The 19576-nt window shown below is 43.1% G+C and carries 16 protein-coding genes; 5 read left to right on the top strand and 11 right to left on the bottom strand.

Annotated elements, in window-relative coordinates; genetic code table 11:
* The 5 genes from AAFN85_RS12535 to AAFN85_RS12515 are packed head-to-tail and all read right to left on the bottom strand — an operon-like array spanning position 1 to position 5200.
* Entirely contained in the window at positions 1-438 is a 438-nt protein-coding gene (locus AAFN85_RS12535) for a DoxX family protein (protein ID WP_347527662.1), read from the bottom strand.
* Between the two features lie 12 nt (positions 439-450).
* Positions 451-2370, bottom strand: coding sequence for an amidohydrolase (locus tag AAFN85_RS12530; RefSeq protein WP_347527661.1), 1920 nt, complete (start codon positions 2368-2370; stop codon positions 451-453).
* Between the two features lie 8 nt (positions 2371-2378).
* Positions 2379-3131, bottom strand: a complete 753-nt coding sequence (locus AAFN85_RS12525; RefSeq protein WP_347527660.1) for a M17 family peptidase N-terminal domain-containing protein — start codon at positions 3129-3131, stop codon at positions 2379-2381.
* 21 nt (positions 3132-3152) lie between these two features.
* Entirely contained in the window at positions 3153-4523 is a 1371-nt protein-coding gene (locus AAFN85_RS12520; protein ID WP_347527659.1) for an alginate export family protein, read from the bottom strand.
* Positions 4524-4567: 44 nt separating this feature from the next.
* Positions 4568-5200, bottom strand: a complete 633-nt coding sequence (locus tag AAFN85_RS12515) for a hydrolase (RefSeq protein ID WP_347527657.1) — start codon at positions 5198-5200, stop codon at positions 4568-4570.
* A 1034-nt stretch (positions 5201-6234) separates the two neighbouring features.
* Between AAFN85_RS12515 and AAFN85_RS12510 the strand changes: the two genes are divergently transcribed.
* The 3 genes from AAFN85_RS12510 to AAFN85_RS12500 all read left to right on the top strand — a co-directional run bounded on the left by AAFN85_RS12510 (position 6235) and on the right by AAFN85_RS12500 (position 11334).
* Positions 6235-8004 carry a sigma-54 dependent transcriptional regulator gene (locus AAFN85_RS12510; protein WP_347527655.1) on the top strand — a complete coding sequence of 590 codons (1770 nt, stop codon included), beginning with the start codon at positions 6235-6237 and terminating at the stop codon, positions 8002-8004.
* A gap of 138 nt (positions 8005-8142) precedes the next feature.
* Positions 8143-8916, top strand: coding sequence for an alpha/beta hydrolase (locus AAFN85_RS12505; protein ID WP_347527654.1), 774 nt, complete (start codon positions 8143-8145; stop codon positions 8914-8916).
* A 138-nt stretch (positions 8917-9054) separates the two neighbouring features.
* Positions 9055-11334 (top strand): histidine kinase dimerization/phosphoacceptor domain -containing protein, encoded by a 2280-nt coding sequence (locus AAFN85_RS12500; protein WP_347527653.1) that lies wholly within the window; start codon positions 9055-9057, stop codon positions 11332-11334.
* A gap of 62 nt (positions 11335-11396) precedes the next feature.
* Here AAFN85_RS12500 and AAFN85_RS12495 read toward each other — a convergent pair whose 3' ends face one another.
* From AAFN85_RS12495 to AAFN85_RS12485, 3 genes are all read right to left on the bottom strand, one after another.
* Positions 11397-12164 carry an alpha/beta fold hydrolase gene (locus AAFN85_RS12495; protein WP_347527652.1) on the bottom strand — a complete coding sequence of 256 codons (768 nt, stop codon included), beginning with the start codon at positions 12162-12164 and terminating at the stop codon, positions 11397-11399.
* Positions 12165-12175: 11 nt separating this feature from the next.
* On the bottom strand, positions 12176-12679 hold the full coding sequence (locus AAFN85_RS12490) for a MaoC family dehydratase (RefSeq protein WP_347527650.1): 504 nt from the start codon (positions 12677-12679) through the stop codon (positions 12176-12178).
* A gap of 845 nt (positions 12680-13524) precedes the next feature.
* Entirely contained in the window at positions 13525-15051 is a 1527-nt protein-coding gene (locus AAFN85_RS12485) for a hypothetical protein (RefSeq protein ID WP_347527649.1), read from the bottom strand.
* Between the two features lie 182 nt (positions 15052-15233).
* Between AAFN85_RS12485 and AAFN85_RS12480 the strand changes: the two genes are divergently transcribed.
* Together AAFN85_RS12480 and AAFN85_RS12475 are read left to right on the top strand one after the other, a co-directional pair.
* Complete coding sequence (locus AAFN85_RS12480) at positions 15234-15659, top strand: helix-turn-helix transcriptional regulator (RefSeq protein WP_347527648.1); 426 nt, start codon at positions 15234-15236, stop codon at positions 15657-15659.
* Between the two features lie 88 nt (positions 15660-15747).
* Positions 15748-16764, top strand: coding sequence for a helix-turn-helix transcriptional regulator (locus AAFN85_RS12475; protein ID WP_347527647.1), 1017 nt, complete (start codon positions 15748-15750; stop codon positions 16762-16764).
* Between the two features lie 568 nt (positions 16765-17332).
* Here AAFN85_RS12475 and AAFN85_RS12470 read toward each other — a convergent pair.
* The 3 genes from AAFN85_RS12470 to AAFN85_RS12460 all read right to left on the bottom strand — a co-directional run.
* Positions 17333-18391, bottom strand: a complete 1059-nt coding sequence (locus AAFN85_RS12470; protein ID WP_347527646.1) for an IS110 family transposase — start codon at positions 18389-18391, stop codon at positions 17333-17335.
* Between the two features lie 273 nt (positions 18392-18664).
* On the bottom strand, positions 18665-19267 hold the full coding sequence (locus tag AAFN85_RS12465; RefSeq protein ID WP_347527645.1) for a hypothetical protein: 603 nt from the start codon (positions 19265-19267) through the stop codon (positions 18665-18667).
* A 44-nt stretch (positions 19268-19311) separates the two neighbouring features.
* A partial coding sequence (locus AAFN85_RS12460; RefSeq protein WP_347527644.1) for a hypothetical protein occupies positions 19312-19576 on the bottom strand: 265 nt, incomplete at its 5' end.

The following is a 19576-nucleotide window of genomic DNA, read 5'->3' as shown; positions in this document are numbered from 1 at the left end:
TTAAAAGTTAAAGAAGTGATTTAAAAGATAATGGTCAATTGAGATGCTGCCCGGCCCTGTGGCCAGCAACAATAAAAAACAAATAGTGTAGATGTAGGGTACGTCTCTAACCTCGAGCGAATCGTTTTTATGCACAACAAAATAACCTACCGAGGTAATGCCTATTGTTGGCAGTACAGCCAGGCGTGTAAATACGCCCAATATTACCAGCACCGGCACTACGGTATCAGATAGTGTTGCTACGAGGTTATTTATAAATTGCGGCAAGCCAAGCGGATTAGGTACCACTTCCGGCTTACCATCATTACCCCTGAATTTCTTCATCCCATGCACGCGAAAAAGTTCGACGGCGAGCAATATGCGAAAGGCAAACATCCCCCAGTTGGCCAGGGCCGAACCTAAATCTGAATAAAGTAGTTGTTTAATAATATCGTTCATGATTTTTATAGTTTAAAACGCGAAGCAGGAACATCCCAATGTACCCCAAAAAGCTGTATAATCGGTTACCGGCAAATTGCTCAGGCGCGCATCGTTATGATTATGACCATGTACATTACAACTGCCAATGCATGAATGTACCGCGTTAGCTATTTGCAACTGCATAATCGCGTTATCTGATTTCCGTTTTTCTGCCTGGGCCTGTTTGGTATTTGCCGGCGATAAATGGTTGCTTCCCGGGAAATAGCCGTTATAAATTTTGGTAGGCGACCAATCAGGCAGTATGGGGATAGGCGGCGGATTGTGCGAAGCGAAAGCCCCCTTGGCATAAACCACCTTACCGCCCAATATGGTCAAATCGGCTTCGATGGATTTTATTTCTTCTTCATCAACCGTAAAATAATCACGGTCAAGCACAGCCAGATCTGCCAGCTGCCCGATTTTAATACTCCCCTTTTTCTGCTGCTCGTTGCTGAACCAGGCACTACCGCGGGTGTAAAGCTCAAGCGCTGTTTCGCGGCTCAGCTTGCTTTCGTCATCATAAATGGCTGTGCCGCCTACCGTTTTTCCTGATGTGAGCCAGTAAAGCGCCAGCCAGGGGTTATAGCTTGATACACGGGTTGCATCGGTACCGCCGCCAACGGGCACTCCCATTTCCAGCATCTTTTTTACTGGTGGCGTTTGCAGCGCCGCTTTTTTCCCATACCGGTCGGAAAAATATTCTCCCTGGAAAGCCATCCTGTCTTGTATGGCAATGCCACCGCCAAGGGCTTTAACACGTTCGATGTTTTTTTCGTGAATGGTTTCCGCGTGATCAAAAATCCATGGCAGGCCGTTAAAGGGCATATCGCGGTTTACTTTTTCAAATACGTTTAAAAACCGGGTAATACTTTCGTTATAGGTAGCATGCAGGCGGAAGGGCCAGCGGTTTTCAACAAGCAGGCGCACTACGCGTTCCAGCTCATCTTCCATTTGCTCAGGCAATTCATGACGGGGCTGCAAAAAATCCTCAAAATCTGCCGCCGAAAACACCAGCATCTCACCAGCGCCGTTATGGCGAAACATATCATCGCCTTGGTAAAGCTTTACTGTTTTTGTCCAGTTTTCAAAATCCTCTTCTTCATGTTTTGCGCGTTGGGTAAACAGGTTGTAAGCAATCCTTACGGTCAGTTTGCCTTCATCATTAAGCTCCTGTACAACTTTGTAATCATCCGGGAAATTTTGGAAACCACCGCCTGCATCAATTACACTGGTGATACCAAAACGGTTCATTTCACGCATATAATGACGGGTGGAATTAACCTGGTGTTCATAAGATAGCTTAGGCCCTTTAGCCAAAGTCGCGTAAAGGATCATCGCATTGGGCGTAGCCAGGATCAGCCCGGTTGGTTCTCCCTTTGAGTTGTGTTCAATATGTCCTCCGGGCGGCGCCGGTGTATCTTTAGTATAGCCTACAGCTTTTAAGGCGGCGCGGTTTAAAAAAGCACGATCATACAGGTGCATGATAAACACAGGGGTATCGGGCGAGATCGCGTTGATTTCGGCCAGTGTAGGCATCCGCTTTTCAGCAAACTGATATTCCGACCAGCCGCCTATCACCCGTACCCATTGCGGCGACGGTGTACGATCAACCTGTTCTTTAAGCATCCGTAAGGCATCGGCCAGTGAGGGTACGCCGTCCCAGCGTAATTCGAGGTTATAGTTAAGGCCGCCCCTGATGAGGTGGGTATGCGAATCATTAATGCCCGGTATAACCGTTTTCTTTTGAAGATCAATTACTGTAGTGTTTTCTCCGGCATGTTTTAATACCGGTCCGTCATCCCCTACCGCAATGATTTTCCCATCCGCTATGGCCACAGCTGTGGCGGCTGGTAGCGCGGCATCAACTGTATGGATCTTCCCGTTAAATAATACCATATCTGCTCTTTTCATCGTCGGGATCAATTTCTGGTTGATAAATAGGTTTTAATGGCATCGCCCGATGGTGTAAAGAAGGCTTGCCCTGCCAATAGCGTAACTTTTACCAATGGTTTGTGCGCTGTTAGTTTTTTACCTGCCAGGTATTGCTCGGTTTCATAAGCCTCCAACGCGCCCTTTACTACATTAACGGCAACAATAGCAGTAGGTGAATCAACGCCGCCGTCCTTCAGATCACTGGCGTGCGAATAGCTGCTTACACCAAGGCGTAATGCTTCGCGCATACCCAAACGGCCTATATCGGTCATCACATCGGGAGTAAAATCTTTGCGGTTACCTAACCCAACAAGCAACAGTTTTTGCGCGGGCATACTGCCATTTGGTGGCGTAAGCAACATAGTTTCTAACCGGTGACCTAAAAACTTACCGCTTTTACGCAAATCTGTTATTAAACCTTTTAAAGCTTCATCAACATGCAACAGGCCATTAGCCGCGGCAGGAAGTGCCTGCGGACTGGTCAGGTCACCTTCTTCATATTCAAAAATGCATACAATTTGTAACGGCGTGGCCTGGCCCGACGGGCTTTGTACCTTACCTTCAATTGTTATACCATCAGCCTTGCCTAAAACGGCCGTGGTACCAACCGCGGTAAGCTGGGGTTTTGCATCCTGCGCCAGTAAGCTTGTATTAAGGTTGCATAGCAGCAACATGGAAACAAGCGATAATTTAAAAGTACGCCTCAGCATTTTTAAGGGGTTTTGGAATAGTGTTTTCATAAGTTTATGTATTGAATAAGTTTAAAATTTGAAGGTAAATTGAAGGTTGTAAAACCAGGAGCTTGCAGTGGGTTGCACAACCTCCTGCAAAAAGCTGCCGGTTTTGAAATACTGCGCGCCACTGCTCAGCGTAAAAAACTTGCTGAATCTGTATTCGGCACTGGCGAGGTATGTTGTGCCGATATATTTTTGTGCAGAAGCAGCGCCCGGCAGATTGAAATTGCCGCTTGGTCTGTACAAACCATCCTGTGTAGAGTAGCGCCAATTGAACACCACATCAGCCTGCAGATCCAGGCGGTTAAACAAATTATAGGTAGCGTAGGGATGTAGATCAATAAGGTTGGCGGGGCCAATAAGCGGGTTAAAACCGAAGTAACCGCCGCGGGGATAAAGCGGGTTAAAAGTTTGAAGGTTCCCGTCCCCCTTTTTTGAATCGCCGGATATGTAATCATTGCGGAGGTTGATACTTGGCATACCTTTTATCTTGTCGAATACGTAACCAAAGTCGATAGCCGCTGTCCAGGCGTTGATATTACCTTTTCCAAATTTGCCAAATTGGTATGCGCCTTCCAGGTTGTAAATAAAGCCGCCTCCGTTTTTCCAGTAGCGGGTAGCAACGGTATGTCGTGTTTCGTTAGCTGTACCTTCCTCAAACCGTTTGTTATTGTTTTTTGTGCCGAGATAGTAAAAATCAAAGTTGCCGCCTTTGGGTATAATAAGGGTTGCATAAGTTCCCCAAAGGTTAACCTGGTGGGTTGGTTTGTTATCAAACACGCCGGAGTAAACATCATCAGCCATCATGGCAAAGCCATCTACCGTAAAGCTTTCAGCTTTGTACATAGCCTTGGCACCGGTAAAATACAGCCGCACGTTAGTGCCTTCCCGAACGGAGATCAATCTGCCCGTGCCGTAATTGAGTTCCTGCCTGCCCACCCTTACCGAAAAGCTTTGATCCTCTTTTTGCCACACCTTTAGTTCGGCAAAAAGATCCTGTATGTTAAGCTTATCTTCATCAACAGGGGCCGCGCCGTACTTACTTCCGTTTTCAAGCCCGCTGTTTATCTGTGCAAACACCCTGAGATTGCTCCCTAACTGTAAATTGGTATTTAAGGAATATCGTTGCAAAAAGCTATAGTTGTAACCCTGCCCGGCTTTCCAGTTTTCATCAAACTTGCCGGCGTATTCGTAACGGATTTCGCCGCCTACTGAAAGGTAAACGCCGCGGTTTGCCGATAACCCGATATACTTTATCGTATTATAGAACTTACCGGTGGTATCTGATTTAAAAGCGCTGTAATCTTCGTCATAGCGCATCAGTTTAAATGATTGCGCCATAACTGCCAACCGGTCGGCACAGCAAAATACACACAGTAATAAGATTATTTTTTTCACAAAAACGATAATATAGAATGTTAGCAACAAATCGCGGCTTTATTTTAGTGTGCCAGCATGTGGTGTGCATACTGGATACCGATACCGTAAGCGCCGCCATGTTTTTTCATCAGGTCGGTAACGGCAACGTAAGTTTCCTGGCGGGCCCAGTCACGCTGTAGCTCCAATAGGTATTGCACAGAAGTAACAGGCTTAACACCGGCGTGTACCATGCGCTGAACAGCGCGCTCATGCGCTTCTGTACTAACATCGCCGCAGGCATCAGTAATGGCATATACTTCGTATCCTTCGCTTATGGCAGATAAAGCGGGGCCTACTATGCAAACGCCTGTCCATAAACCGGCCAAAACAATTTTCTTTTTGCCGGTGCCGGTTATTGCTTTATAGGCGGCTTCATCTTCCCAGGTATTCATGGATGTGCGGTCGATATAACCGGAAGTTGCCTGCGGATAAAACTCTTCAATTTCAGGGAATACCGGTCCGCTGAATGATTCTTCGGCAACTGTGGTAACAATTGTTGCTACGTTGAAAATTTTTGAGGCGCCTGCAACGATCGCGGTGTTGGTGCGCAATTCGCTTAAAGCAATGCTTTTGGTGGCAAAAGCCATTTGGCCTTCAAAATCAATCAGAACCAATGCATGGTTGTCAGGAGCTAATAAGTCTGGTGATGGTTTCATAAATATGTTTTTTTGATTCAGAGCATCCACTAACGATGCCAACAAGTCAAACATTTGATAATCAATTAATTAATTACACCATCTCCTTTTTCAGAATAATGATATATCGTGAATTTGCGATTAGGAATATGCCGGGCACGAAAAACGAGGAGTTTAACACAGATAGGGAGCGTGTGCCAAAGGCGGTGTAATGTTATTGCCGCCGAGGCACGAAACAATCCAAAAACATGCAGTGCCGACTTGTAACCAGGGATTGCTTCAGGTCTTATAGTGATATACTGAAAATGGGTGTCATGCTGAGCCCGTCGAAGCATGGTGGGCAGGGCTGTACGTGCGCCCGTTCGACAAGCTACTCACGACATAATATAAAAAGTAAGTCATACTGAGCCTTTCGAAGCATGGTGGGCACGGCCTCTGCGCGTGACTCTTCGACAACCTCAGAGTGACAGCCCCCGCCTACCAAGTGTCATATATTCTTCAGATGCCGCGGCTTTTACCTACTCAGGGTGACGGCCGGCCCGATGCGCCCCCCTGGGGAGAAGTAATTTCAATCATGCCTCAGATCATAAATCAGCGATATTTCGCAAATCAGAAGCTGATATAAATTAAATCAAAACCCTGAAAACCAAACAGATAAAACAATGGCATCTTGCTTGAAATCTCTGTTCGTGGCAATGCAACATTAATATGCATTTGCCTGCATCTAAACTAAAATTATCCAACAAATGAAAAACTTAAAATTAACAGACCTCAGAGCCGTAGCCTACAAAGCTTATTTTTTCGCGTTCGAAATACTTGTTATTATTTACCGGTAACATTGGGTTAAGAAATTAACTGATTTTCAATTCAGTATCTGTATGCCTTGATATCTCGGTTCATCAGGTACCATCTTTCTTTTCATCTAAATCCAATCTACAGACCAAAAAACATCTCTCCTGGTCAGAAAAAAGCAATAAATTAACCATATTTGCCGCATTACCATCTTCTTTTTCTTTATACTAATAGTTTAGTATTATTTAAAAACAGGCGCTCATATGCATGGCACACCCGAATCCCCTTTTTCAGAGGTAAACAAGCATTCTACATTAAAAGTCCTTTCTCCGGCTGTTATACTCGGAAGTTCTATCAAGCTGATTGATGTTTTAGGAATCATCTTCGGCAGGCTCCACCCGCTGTTTTCAATTGATTGCGCGGCCATATTGATCTACGATGTTCAGGTAACGGTTGTTAAAGAAGCTTATATATCTACTTTTTTAAGCGATACAGAACAGATACGTACAGAGGTAACCGATCAGCCTCATGAGCTTACCGCCTTACAAAAAAGCATTGCCGATTTTTCTTTCCCGGTCATCAAATCGATGGATGAATGGTTAGAGGAAGAGGGCCAGAATCATCGCCTTATTACCGGGGAGGACGGTTATAAGTTTCATTGCTATATCCCCCTCGAAATAGAGAATAAAATTATCGGCACACTTGAATTACACAATAACAACAGGGAGTTTAGCGCCGGGTGCCTTACCTTTTGCAGCAACATTGCCGATCTGCTTACTGATATTATTTTTTTACAACACGTACAAACTTTAAATCAGGATACCCTGCTGTTGCCTATTGTGAACGTAGCGCAACAAGAGCCTCAGAATACGAAGGCAACCGAATTAATCGATTTAACTCTTTTAACTGATTTAAATGCAAAACTGGCTCTGATAAACGAAGCGAACACGCTGGATGACTTTTTTGACAAAACGGTAGCTTTATTCCCGGCTGCTTATAAAAAGATCAAAATACAGCTTGATGAGATCAAGGCTTTTAAGGCACAACGGGAGAACGAAAGTATATATATAAGCGATGAGCAGCCTGCTACAGCTAATTATCCTGAAATTATTGGCGCGGGTGCTAAAATGAGTAAGGTTTTCGCGTTAATGGACCAGGTAGCCGGATCTGATTCGACAGTTTTGATAACCGGCGAAACCGGAACGGGTAAAGAGCTGATAGCAAAAGCTATACACAATGCATCGGCAAGGCAAAACAACTTTATGATCAGTGTTAACTGTGCCGCTATTCCTGAAAACCTGATAGAGAGCGAGTTGTTCGGTCACGAAAAGGGATCGTTTACAGGGGCTACAGATCAGCGGATAGGCAAATTTGAACTGGCAAATAATGGGACCTTGTTTCTTGATGAAATTGGTGAACTACCTTTAGATCTGCAAGTAAAACTGCTTAGGGCTTTACAGGAAAAAGAAATAGAACGCGTTGGCGGCAAAACAACCATAAAAATTGATGTCAGGGTTATTTCCGCAACAAACCGTGATTTACTTACGGAAGTTGAAAAGGGCCGTTTTAGGGAAGATCTCTATTACCGGTTGCATGTGTTCCCAATCAACCTGCCCGCGCTCAGGGACAGGACGGAAGATATCCCCTTATTGGCCGCTTATTTTTTGAGTAAATACGGTAAGCAGCAAACAGGCTTCAGTCAGCGGGCGATAAAGCAGATGGTCAATTACAGCTGGCCGGGCAATGTGCGGGAAATGGAGCATTTAATTGAGCGCCAGGTTTTGCTGAGCAACAAGCCGCTTATTGGTGAGATCAATATCCCGGCAACCGCCAAAACCGTTACCGATGAGGCCGGCATCAAACATAAAATTAAAACCATTGAAGAAAATGAGCGCGACCATATTTTCTCCGTACTTCAGCTATGTAACGGGCGCATCTCTGGACAGTATGGTGCGGCGAAACTATTGGGCGTGCCCGCTACAACGCTCAACTCTAAAATAAAAAAGCTGGGTTTGAATAAGAAGCATTTTTAGTGTTCAACATCTACGGTAATCGCAAATTAACGGAATATCGTAATGCGCAAAAGGTCAAAAACGAGATTAAAACATTAACAATCAACACAATAACACAAGGCATGTTTATAGATTAACTGTTGGCAGATAATCAAAAACATGAAAACAAACTTTACAATCAAAATGATAGCCGCTGTAGCAGTGGCCATTTTAGTATCAACAGTTAATCCTTTAAAAACTAACGCGCAATCTGCAGGCATTAAAAACATTGTTATTGTACACGGCGCTTTCGCAGATGCTTCGGGCTGGGAAGCTGTTTACAAAATACTGGTGAAAGACGGGTACAAAGTTACTCTGGTGCAAAACCCAACCAGTTCGTTAGCTGATGATGTTGCCGCGACAAATTTTGCACTGGAACGCCAGGATGGCCCGGTAGTTTTAGTTGGCCACTCATGGGGCGGCACGGTAATCACTGAGGCGGGTAATGCGGATAATGTTAAAAGCCTGGTATATGTAGCCGCTTTTATACCTGATGCGGGCGAATCGACCCTTGATCTGGTGCAAACAGTTAAAGAGCAACCCAAAGGCATACTTGCACCAGATGCAAAGGGCAATGTTTACTTAGGCAAAGCAACTTTCCAGGAAACTTTTGCCAACGGCCAAACCAAAGAAAAATCGGATTTTATGTATGATTCGCAGATTCCGCTTACTGTTAAATCGTTTACTGATAAGATAACTACCGCAGCATGGAAAAGCAAACCGGTTTACGCGGTAAAGCCATCAAACGATGAAACCATTAATATGGGCCTGGAAGATACCATGTACAAACGCGCTAACGCTAAAATCACTAACGTAAACGGCGGGCACACACTGTTCATGACACAGCCCAAAGCAATTGCGGCAGTTATTGAAGCAGCTGCAAATGGTAAATAACATAACAGCTTGCCCCAAGCGGCAAGCCTTAACATCACTGTAATAAAGACTCTTCCCGGGTTGGCACAACGCCTTTATACCGGGAAGAGTTTACTGTTTAAACCCCTGGTTAAATACCCGTTAAAATTGTATTTGGAGATGAAACATCGCTTTAATCATATTCAAAAACGGATCGCCATTATAATCGGGCTGTTGTCAATAACCCTATGCGGGTATGGCCAACGGCATGATGATATAACAGATCTGCGTAAAAAACTGACTGTAACAAGCGATGTAAAAACGCAAACCGATCTTTATTTGAGATTGTCGGAGCAGTACCTGAACAAACCCGGCGAACTAAAAGTCGATCTGGATAGCGCCATGCTATTGAAAAACACGGCGCTAAATTTAAGCAGGAAAGATGGTTTTGAAATTGGCGAGGCAAGAGCATTGCTGCTGGACGGCAAAATAAGACACGAAGCAGGGGATAAAACCAAAGCGCAGGCAAGCGTGGCTGCGGCGTTAGCCTTTGCCCAAAAGCATAACCTGTTAGTTGAACAAGGCCAATGCTACGAAGCAGAAGCCCAGTTTTATGATAACGAAAACGACGGTATTGCCCGTAAACTGCAATTACAGGAGAAAGCGATTAAACTATACCGCGAGGCAGGCGACAAAGAAAAGGAAGCCACAGCCCTGAAATACACCGGCGATTACCTGCATTTGCGCGGCCGGGCGTCAGAAGCGCTTACCGCGCTTGAGCAGGCATTGGCGATTTATAAGCAAATTGGTTTTAGAGATTTGCAGGGAGTTTACAACCTGATGGGTAATGTTTACACCCAGTTGGGCAATTATCACCTGTCGATAAAGTATGAACTTCTATCCGCACAAACAGCTGAAGCACTTGGCGATAACAGCCTGCAGTTAAGCTCGATATATAATCATATCGCGTTAACCTATTATTTTTTAAAGCAGGATAAGGAAGCGCTTTTTTATTGGGAAAAGGCAAAGGCCATCGCGCAGAAATATAACGACGCGGGTTATATGCAAACCATATTATCAAACATGGCTACATCATGGGTGCGGTTAAAACAATACCAGAAAGCATTAGATCTGTTACCAGTAATCGAAAAGAAATATCCCCCAACAGAAATGCAGATGAAACTACGCATACCTTATATCTATTTCAATACTTATATGAGTATGCGGGAGTATAAAAAGGCTGAGCCCTATTATGAAAAGTTGCGTGTTTTTCAGCGGACGTTGCCTGACGATGATGCTAACCTTGTTTACCTGTACAGCGCCATTATCCGTTATATGGTGGTGGTTAAAAACATGAAGGAGGTATATCCTTTTTTACGCAAACAGGATGATCTTCAAAAATCCACCGGCAATAACCTTTTCAGATCGGAAAATCAGCTGCAATGGTTCCTGGCCGATTCTGCAGCGGGAGATCTGAAATCGGCCATCGGGCATTATAAATTATATAAATCACTTTCAGATTCTGTTTTTAATGCTGATAAGGCTAATCAGATCAACAGCTTGCAGATCCAGTTTGAAACTGATCAGAAAGACAAAAACATCAAGCTGCTTACAAAAACAAACAACCTGCAGGCAGAAACCATCCGGAAAGACAATACCATAAAACAGGTTATAGCCGGGGCGGTTGTTTTGTTGTTATTGCTGCTTGCATTAAGTTATAACCGCTACCGCTTAAAGCAAAAAAGCAATGCGCTGCTCCAGGCCAAACAAGATGAGATCAACCGGCAATATGATATTTTGAAAAAGGTACTAAGCGAAAAAGAGTGGCTGCTGCGCGAAATCCATCACCGGGTTAAAAACAACCTCCAAATTGTGATCAGTTTGCTCAATACCCAATCGGCCTATATCAATAACCAGGATGCTATGGAGGCGATACAAAACAGCCAGCACCGGATGTATGCCATGTCGCTCATTCATCAAAAGCTTTATCAATCGGATAGTTTGGCCACCATCGATATGAAGTGGTATATCCACGAGCTGGTGTCTTACATGCGCGAATGTTTTGATATCGATAAAAATGTCCGCTTTCTGATCGAGGCGGATGAGGTAAATCTTGACGTGGCGCAGGCTGTTCCGCTTGGGCTGATACTTAACGAAGCGGTTACCAATTCCATTAAATACGCGTTCCCAAACAACAGGTTAGGTATGGTAAGCATTATGCTTCAGCGTGACGACGAACGTAACTGTACGCTGATGATAGCCGACAACGGAATAGGGTTGCCCGAAGATTTTGATGAAGACAGCTTAAATTCATTAGGTATGAGTTTAATGAAAGGACTAAGTGAACAGCTTGGCGGCACATTTACACTACAAAGCGATAAAGGGCTTCATATTCAGATCGCGTTTCCTGTTAATACAGAAATGGCCATTCATACCCCTGGTGAGTTTGAGCCGGCTTAGAGATAAACAAGCAAGGGATACCTGTTAAACAGATATCCCGGTGTCTTTCTCTTCGGCAATGGTTACTTCTGCCCTATTTCCTGAAGTATGTCGCTAAGCTCTTTTGGCATGGAAAGCAGAGGTGTGTGCCCGCTGTTAAGCTGGTAAGTATTTTTGATATTAGCCTGTGCAATCATTTGTTTTTGAAGCTCGTTACCTATCCCATGATCTTGTAAGGTTTCAATATAGTATTTATCAACGCTTCCAAACTTTTCGTCGCTAAGCGCTACCAGATCTGAAAATGGCGCGGCTGGTTCTGCCTTGTAACTATCCAAAATTAACTGCTGAACCTCTTTGCTCCCGTCCTGGCAGACAATATTGATGATATCTTCTCTTTTAATATCAAAAGTGGATTGATCATCTGATACCAATAGCGAAGCGCCAAGTAACGATTGTTTATCATCAAGAGAAATGGCATATGCCGACTGCCCGTTTCGCGGAACATATCCAGCAACGTACACAAGCTTTTCAATCCGTTCCTGAATTTGCTCAACCACGCCGGATATGATCATTCCGGCCAGGCTATGCCCTACCAGGATCACGCTGGTACCAAGCTTTTCGATAGTATCACTTACATATTTGATGTACGTATCCATATGTAAAATCCCGAAATCGGTATCATCACAACCATGACCGGGAAGTTGTACGGCTATTACCAAGTTACCCGTGGCCTCAAGCGCTTCTTTAATCAAATTCCAGGCAAATGGCGCGGCCCACGCGCCATGAACCAGTACAAAAGTTTTCTGCTCAGTGAGGTTATTCTCAATGCTTATTAATGTAGTATTTTCCATGATAGGTTCAATTATGCGTTTGATTTTGCTTTTAAAAGATATTTATGCGTGCCGGATAATACCAGTTCACCGTTTTGGTTATGAATAGTAGCAGCAGTTTCAACGATACCTGTATTCCCTTGCGGATTAAGGGCTACGATCTGCAACGCCGGATATAAAGTATCGCCCGCATTTACTTCTCTCAAAAATTTGCAGGATAACTCTGTAAAGGCGATGAAGGCTTCGCCTATCACATGCGGAAACAATGTAGCCCCCGGTTCAGTAAAAGCAAGTACCTGTAAACCGTGTACAACCGGTGCCTTATGTCCATGCTTTTTGGCCCATACGGCATCATAATGTACAGGATGGTTGTCGCACGAAACTGTTTGAAATGCAGCCGAATGGGCATCGGTGAGTGTACGGCTTGGTGCCCGGAAAATTTCGCCGACTTGAAGTTCATCAAAAGTTCTGGCCGTTACGATCAGGAAGTTATCTGGATTAAATTCCGTCGCTTGGTTTATTAGTGTGTTTTCCATATGTTTTTTATTCTGTTATTCAAAAAAGCAACCAATTGCTAATTTTCTGAAACACAACAAATTAGAGCAAATCACCCAAGTCCGGTTTTACGAAATAACATTATTTTATGAATTGAGGCGTAAGCAAATCAATTAACACCTCATAATATCAATATTTATAGCAAGATATCCGCCTTGATGAATGAGGAATTTACTCCCGCTACTGTTAGCCGATATGAAACAATACTGAAGCACACGCAAGACTTTATTTAACGGAAACACAGGATCAATATCCGGCAAGCAAATTGATCACCGATTCATCAGTGAGTTTGAGTTCTACCTCCGTTCGGTTCGTAAAGGCAACAACTTCAGCTTTAAAGTTAACGCTCGTCTTGAGCAAGTCAGGGATATATTTTTATTCAGATGTTATACTGGGTTGGCTTACATCGACGTACAAAAACTATGGCGCTCTGAAATTGTAAAGGGGTCACGACGATGAGCAACGGATCTTTGCGAGTCGCCGAGAAACTGCTTCGCCTACAAGAGTCGTAACGTACACTCCCTAGTAGATGAAGGTTTATATTAGCCTGAGGAATATCGATATCAATAAATTAACAAGTCTTTGTTTTACCGACATTAGAAAAAATCGTTTGCTGCGAGTCTATTAATCGTACGTCTCCGGCTAAGCTAGCAGGGCCGTGAATTTTTCACGTCCCTGCATCTGCTTTCGCCGTGGCTACTTGGTCGTTGGCCCCACTCGTTTCTTGGCGGTACACTCCAAATTTCACAATGAAAACCCGGATACTCTATTTTTTGCGTTTCTAAAATACTCTAAAACATGACATATTTTAGTTTACGGTATTTACTCACGAAAATTTGCCCAGAGAATACTCAAGAAATGCAATTTGTTGAGTATATAGCTTTTCAGTTCTCGACAGGTACAGTTCAATCTTTTTTACGGCAGTTTCCAAAATGGATTTTTCGGCTTTGAAATTTTTCGTTTTAGCCTTTGGATATCCCTTATCGAAAAGATTGTAGAAAACAAACTCCGTGTCATCATCCGTATCCTTATAAAGGATATATTGGTAATCATCAGTAAACAGGCTAATTATCTGTTGCAGTTTGGCAAATTTTCCGTCCTGTCGGTTGTATCCCAACTTTAGCTCTATTGCACACCGTTGTACAGTTTCAATCGCTTTGATCATAAATGATAGTGCAGACTTGTATTCTTCTTTCTTCAAATGGATTTCTACTCGTTTTAACAGGCTGCGGCACTCTTTATGAGAGTTCTTCCAGCACCTTTCCAACACCGTCTTATGCATTTCGACAGTCACATATTCAGGGTTCGGAATTACAAGATCCGGGTCGGTATATAATACTGTCCCTGCATATACTACCCATTCCCAAAAACGTGGATTCGTTTTAATTTCATCTAACGCACTTTTGAGTTTATAAACGAGTGGAACGATAAAGGTTTTTCCAAGCCTGTCAGATTGAATTTTATCCGATATCTCATCTTCTGTTATTCCAACCCGATCATCAACTAAAATTAACAGGTAAATCCTGTCCGCATATGGTAAAGCACCCAGGTGGCATACATGTTTAATAAATGGAAGTTCTTTTACGAGAGTCTCGGCCATTTCCCCGAATTTAAATTCCTTCTCTAATCTGTTTTTGCGTTTAAGTGCCCGCGGCAACTTCCAATCAAAAAGATTGTAGTTTTCCGTATCCTCTATGATCGTGATCACCTTTCGGCCCTCTTTGGTATAAGACAGGTGATGGCCATTATTTGTAGTGAGGGTTTCCCACACCGCGCCAATAGCAAGTTGTTCGACCATATAAGCTGCCGAGTGTAGTTTTAATAGGTCATCAAATAATTGGGGCATATTGCCTTCAAATTCTGCTACTGTCAGTGCCTCATTACTCAGGGCTGCATAAAGCCAGTAATCGAAATAGTCACGGAGGTCCTGCAAGCCGATATAGCCAAAGATCCGTCTGAAAACTATATATGGATTGCGCTCTTCGTAGAACGACAAATCATCCGGAAAATACTTCCATGTATGTCTGGCAAACCGTAATTGACTCCCCTCAACAATTTCGGCCTTATCCCAATCGTCCGGGGTTTTTCTGTCAAGCCACAAAATAAAACAGATCTCGATCATCCGCACCCACTCGTTTACCGCCTGCACCATTTTTGCAGGTCCTTCTTTGCCACCTTGATAATGTATATCGCTAAGCGCAAATGTTTTTAATTGTTCCAGCAAACGTTTATTCCCTTCTGGTTCTTCGCCCCAAAAAGCATCTCGTAACGCGCGATAGGGATCGCGGATTTCATTAAAAAGCAGGAATTTAGGATAGTTCTCCCATGGTACATAATGTTCGTCACCTCGCATAGCTTAAAAAATTTGAGTGAATAATGACTTCATATACGAAGTTGACAAACCATACTATACTAAACCATTTTTGAGAGGTTTATCTCAAACACGCGAAGCGATATTTTACCGGTTATTATTTCTATTTTAGTATAGCGGCACCTATTTATTATTTTTGTTATTTTTGACCAAAACAACATTCTATGAGCACTACCAGCGAAAAACCAACACAGATCCACCACGGCCGTAATATTAAACGTTTCCGGGAAATGCTGGGCTTCAAACAAGAGGCGTTGGCTTTGGAGTTAGGAGATGACTGGAGCCAAAGACGAATTTCGTTATTAGAAGCCAAAGACACCATAGAAGATGATATTCTTGCGCAAGTAGCCGCCATACTTAAAGTGCCAATTGAAGCAATAAAGAATTTTGATGAACAGGCAGCAGTAACATACTTTAACACGTTTAATGATACCAGTGTCAATCACGGTCCATTTATGGGCAACTATGGAACATATAATTTTAATCCAATAGAAAAGTGGCTTGAGGTTATTGAGGAAAACAAGAAACTCTATGAACGCCTTTTACAGAGTGAGCGTGAAAAAGTTGAAATTCTTAAAAACAGGGACTAACCAGTAAAACACTCTTCAGCAATATCATTTACTTGATTTAAAGCTTTCTGTAATCAAATTGTTACTTCATGCAACTCAACTAAAGTTTATGAAGGATAAATTACGTTATTATCGGCAGCAAAATGATCTCGATTCCGAGGATGTAGCTTTTATGCTGGACATACCGGTATCTAATTATGCCGATATGGAAAATGGCATTTCCAAATTGCCATTGAAAATAATGATAAAACTATGCCGGTTTTACGGAATCAAACCAGATGATTTAAAATCTAAGCCTGAAGAAGAATCCAAAACTGTAATACAAGAACCAGCAGTAGCCTTAGGTGATAACAAGCCGGATCTTGTATCGGAAGCTACTACCGTAAACGACGATGAAGAAGGTGACGAGCATGACTATCCCTCTAAATATGACCTTGACCGATCCAAGCGGAAGATCAGCGTAAAACAGGCTATAGCAATTTTGAAGAAACATGGGACGGAAATAAACGAAGAGGAAGCGGATAAGGTCTTGGATTTCATCTATAAAATGGCACCGATCGCGATTGCTCAAGCCACGCGGGAAATGAAATGGCAGCAAAAGCTTGAAGATCATCCGAATGGATTTGCCATCAGAGGAAATAAACATGCATGCCGGCTTTGCGGCAACGGCAGCAATGAGAATGAACGCTGGTATGACCGATTCGGGCTAAAATGTATGGCCTGCCAGAGCGCGGTCAACAAAGGTATCGTTCCTGGCGAGGTCGTTTCCAATCATAGCTTATTTTACACTGAATTTAACCTGGATGACTATTTTGGCTTGAAAGAGAAAGATCTGAAGGACTGGATCAAAAAAGGCTTGTTAAAACCAAGGGTTATACCAAGGTCTGACGGCAAGGGCAAGCATTATCAGGTTTTCCTGGTTAATGATCATCCGGGATTTCTTCCGCCTATTGCCATGATGCGGATCGGTGGGCTCGTGGAATATAAAGAGAACGGGAAAGTATTTGTCCGGAGTTCAAAATGGTATGAACATGTCAATCCATTTGAATATTTAAAAGACTATACCATTATGAAATATATGAAGTATAAAGAATCCCCAATCAATCCCACCTCTACTTTAAACTGACGCAACAATACTTCTTTGTGATGATCAAGGTAGGAAAGCAAGCGGCGAATGGTACGTAACTTTGATAATGTATTGTTGAGCAAAAGTTTATTGAACAATCAAATACGATCTGCGCACACCCAGTCATATCACCGCTTAAACAACCGGAGCTGTTAGCAGGAAAATTGTCAAGGGCCACGGCGATAGCCGTGGTTTATATACCCTCCTATGAAAAGTTTTTTATAAAATTGGCTATATTTTTATTCGATTTCAATTAATTATTTAATTTTTTGTTCGCTAAAGGCAACAAGAATCCTATGCAATTATAATTGCCACTTTTTTGAATATCCCCCTATGCATCAGCCTCCTATTTGCGATCATCCCCCAACGAGAAGCCGCCAGCATTAATCACGGGTTTTTATAAAAGGCGCTGCCTACTTGACTTTGCACTTTTAAACAATTGCATGGTATATGTTGCAGTCACCATTTCTTTATGAGCATAAATGGGAAAATTCCTTATTGTTATTGCTTGTCATGTTAGTATGTGTGTAAACTCGAAGAGTTTTCCATATACTAACATGATGACCACTCAACCAGGCTCGACATTACCAGCTACCAAACCTAATTTATAACCCTCTCCGGTTTTAATTATATGCCATATTCTCCGCAAGAGTTTGTGAGCTACTTTTATTATTATTTTGTTGGGCTGTTTGCCTGCATGGCTTCGGTAATAGGACTGCATAGTTGGATCTCTTCTAACAGATACCCAAGCGCTTTCTATCAAATAACTTCTTAATATGCCTTTTGATCGATATGTTAAGCCTCTCGTTTGAATAGTTTCACCGGAACTGTAGACACTGGGAATTATCCCGACATAACTTGCCAGCTGATCAAATTTATTAAACCTTCTGATATCTCCCAGTTCCGCCAATATTCCGATTGCGATTACCGGGCCAACCCCTGGGATAGTCATTAGTAGCTTATAATCATTATTAAAGCAAGCACTGACATATTGCCGCAATTCTTTATTGATAATAAGCCATTCCTGGCGAACGAACGAAAGATGCTTCAATTTGCTTTGTAAACTTAACTGGCCGGTAACGTATTTCCATTCAAGATCCTCTAACCAGGTTGTCATCTTCCTTGTCCACGCCACGTTATCCAATTGTGCAGGTATTTTAATACCATAATACAAAAGTTCGCCTTTAATCTGACTTTTTAGCTTCCGCATAACTTTTGTCAAGTTATTCTTCTGTCTGAAGAGGCTTCGCAGTTGCTCCCGTTGTTCATCAGGTACATGTATCCCAATAAGATGTCCTGACTGAAGTTGCTTTGCCAGATTACGACAATCTATCCTATCATTTTTTTGATCCTTATTCTTAGCACTTCTTGGTATATCAGACGGGTTGAGCACTTTTATTTTCCAGCCGGCCTGCTCCAGTTGCCGATATGGAACAAATCCACAACATGATGCTTCATAACAACACTCCACGGGGTAATCCTTGAAGTGTTGGTTTACATACCTAATTAGTTTTTCAGGTTCAGATGGCATGTTAAACGTTTTATGCTCGAACAGATCAGTCCTGATACTTACAGACCAGCTCTTTTTGTGAACGTCTATGCCGATATATAACTGTGGTGTTTGCATAAGCTTAATGTTTTACTTCTAAACAAAGCTTTTACATAGATGCTTGACTGTTTTTCTGCGTAGCTAATTTTGTGATTGCGGTGCTGTGACTAACCGATAATTCGTGGGCGGTAAAGGCAGGTGTGTATGAGGAACGAATACACTCCTGCACGTGCGGCGGCGAGGCTGGCGGCGCAATGAAACCCGGAGCGAAGCGCGTGGTGTAATGGAGCCGCCTGCCGCAGCCGCATGGCCATCCTCTTCTATCAAAAAAGAAAACAGTTCAAAGTAAAATCACTTGGCTGACCTTACTTTCTTCAGGTTATCCCTCGCTGCTTTCTGCTCCTTGTCTGCCTGATCGGCAAGAGCTTTAGCGGCATCAATGGCTTGCTGTTTCTCCATCGCCTTTTCAGCCTTAGCAATAAAAGCATTTGGATCATTATGTAATTCTGTAATGATTGCATCCGCTGTTTTAGGATACATCGCCCTGACCAGCCAGAAATTATAAGCTTCCTCGTTTAGTCGGTCGTTTTGATGATTGAGATACAAAGCTGTACCAAATGATCCGGCTGTAATAACAAAAGCTACCACTACCCCGATAACCAGGCTTTTTGACCATACCCCGAAATGATGATGATTTTTGACACCGATCACTTTAGGCACCCGCGAAACCACATCTCTTAATTCATCCATCTGCTGCTGGATCTTTCGATCATCATAACGTTTATTAGCCGTTTCGATCCTGCTAGCTATCTGGTCTAATGTTTCCTTGTATTGACTTAAAAAACTCTTCAGAAACTCCGGCATATCGGTTTCTACTATGGTTATCCTTTGAATGAACCCTTGTATCAGTTCCTCCAGCATCGTTACTTTCTCTTCCAGTTCTTCCTGTTGCATAACCCTAAGTTTTAATAGTTTGAATAATCATTTTGGTAATCACGCTACCTGCTTATCCCTTGCGACTGGGAATGTTCCGCTTCATGTTTCTTTCGTTTCCTTTTAGCTATATCAGCATCCCCCATCGGATCGGGCGGACCGGCAACAAATTGCGGTTCCAGCAATGTTTCCAAAATGCCTTTACCGCCACTTGGAAGGTGTACCTGATCAGCCTGGCCCCGCTGCCGGATCGCATCCCGTAATTGATCGGCTAATGAAGGTGAACCCACTTTTCTTACTGCTTGTTCCTGCTGCGATTTTAAATTCCGG

Origin of the sequence: Mucilaginibacter sp. CAU 1740, assembly GCF_039839285.1 — a bacterium.
In the GTDB taxonomy this organism is placed as follows: domain Bacteria; phylum Bacteroidota; class Bacteroidia; order Sphingobacteriales; family Sphingobacteriaceae; genus Mucilaginibacter.
Note: the sequence above shows the minus strand (reverse complement) of the source record. Positions and strands in the feature narration are given on the sequence as shown.

Bases quoted from the DNA above. Each gene is read 5' to 3' on its own strand.
- AAFN85_RS12510 (WP_347527655.1), top strand. From the start codon at position 6,235: ATGCATGGCACACCCGAATCCCCTTTTTCAGAGGTAAACAAGCATTCT.
- AAFN85_RS12475 (WP_347527647.1), top strand. From the start codon at position 15,748: ATGAAGGATAAATTACGTTATTATCGGCAGCAAAATGATCTCGATTCC.
- AAFN85_RS12470 (WP_347527646.1), bottom strand. From the start codon at position 18,391: ATGCAAACACCACAGTTATATATCGGCATAGACGTTCACAAAAAGAGC.
- AAFN85_RS12480 (WP_347527648.1), top strand. From the start codon at position 15,234: ATGAGCACTACCAGCGAAAAACCAACACAGATCCACCACGGCCGTAAT.
- AAFN85_RS12505 (WP_347527654.1), top strand. From the start codon at position 8,143: ATGAAAACAAACTTTACAATCAAAATGATAGCCGCTGTAGCAGTGGCC.
- AAFN85_RS12535 (WP_347527662.1), bottom strand. From the start codon at position 438: ATGAACGATATTATTAAACAACTACTTTATTCAGATTTAGGTTCGGCC.
- AAFN85_RS12485 (WP_347527649.1), bottom strand. From the start codon at position 15,051: ATGCGAGGTGACGAACATTATGTACCATGGGAGAACTATCCTAAATTC.
- AAFN85_RS12525 (WP_347527660.1), bottom strand. From the start codon at position 3,131: ATGAAAACACTATTCCAAAACCCCTTAAAAATGCTGAGGCGTACTTTT.
- AAFN85_RS12490 (WP_347527650.1), bottom strand. From the start codon at position 12,679: ATGGAAAACACACTAATAAACCAAGCGACGGAATTTAATCCAGATAAC.
- AAFN85_RS12465 (WP_347527645.1), bottom strand. From the start codon at position 19,267: ATGCAACAGGAAGAACTGGAAGAGAAAGTAACGATGCTGGAGGAACTG.
- AAFN85_RS12500 (WP_347527653.1), top strand. From the start codon at position 9,055: ATGAAACATCGCTTTAATCATATTCAAAAACGGATCGCCATTATAATC.
- AAFN85_RS12515 (WP_347527657.1), bottom strand. From the start codon at position 5,200: ATGAAACCATCACCAGACTTATTAGCTCCTGACAACCATGCATTGGTT.
- AAFN85_RS12495 (WP_347527652.1), bottom strand. From the start codon at position 12,164: ATGGAAAATACTACATTAATAAGCATTGAGAATAACCTCACTGAGCAG.
- AAFN85_RS12530 (WP_347527661.1), bottom strand. From the start codon at position 2,370: ATGAAAAGAGCAGATATGGTATTATTTAACGGGAAGATCCATACAGTT.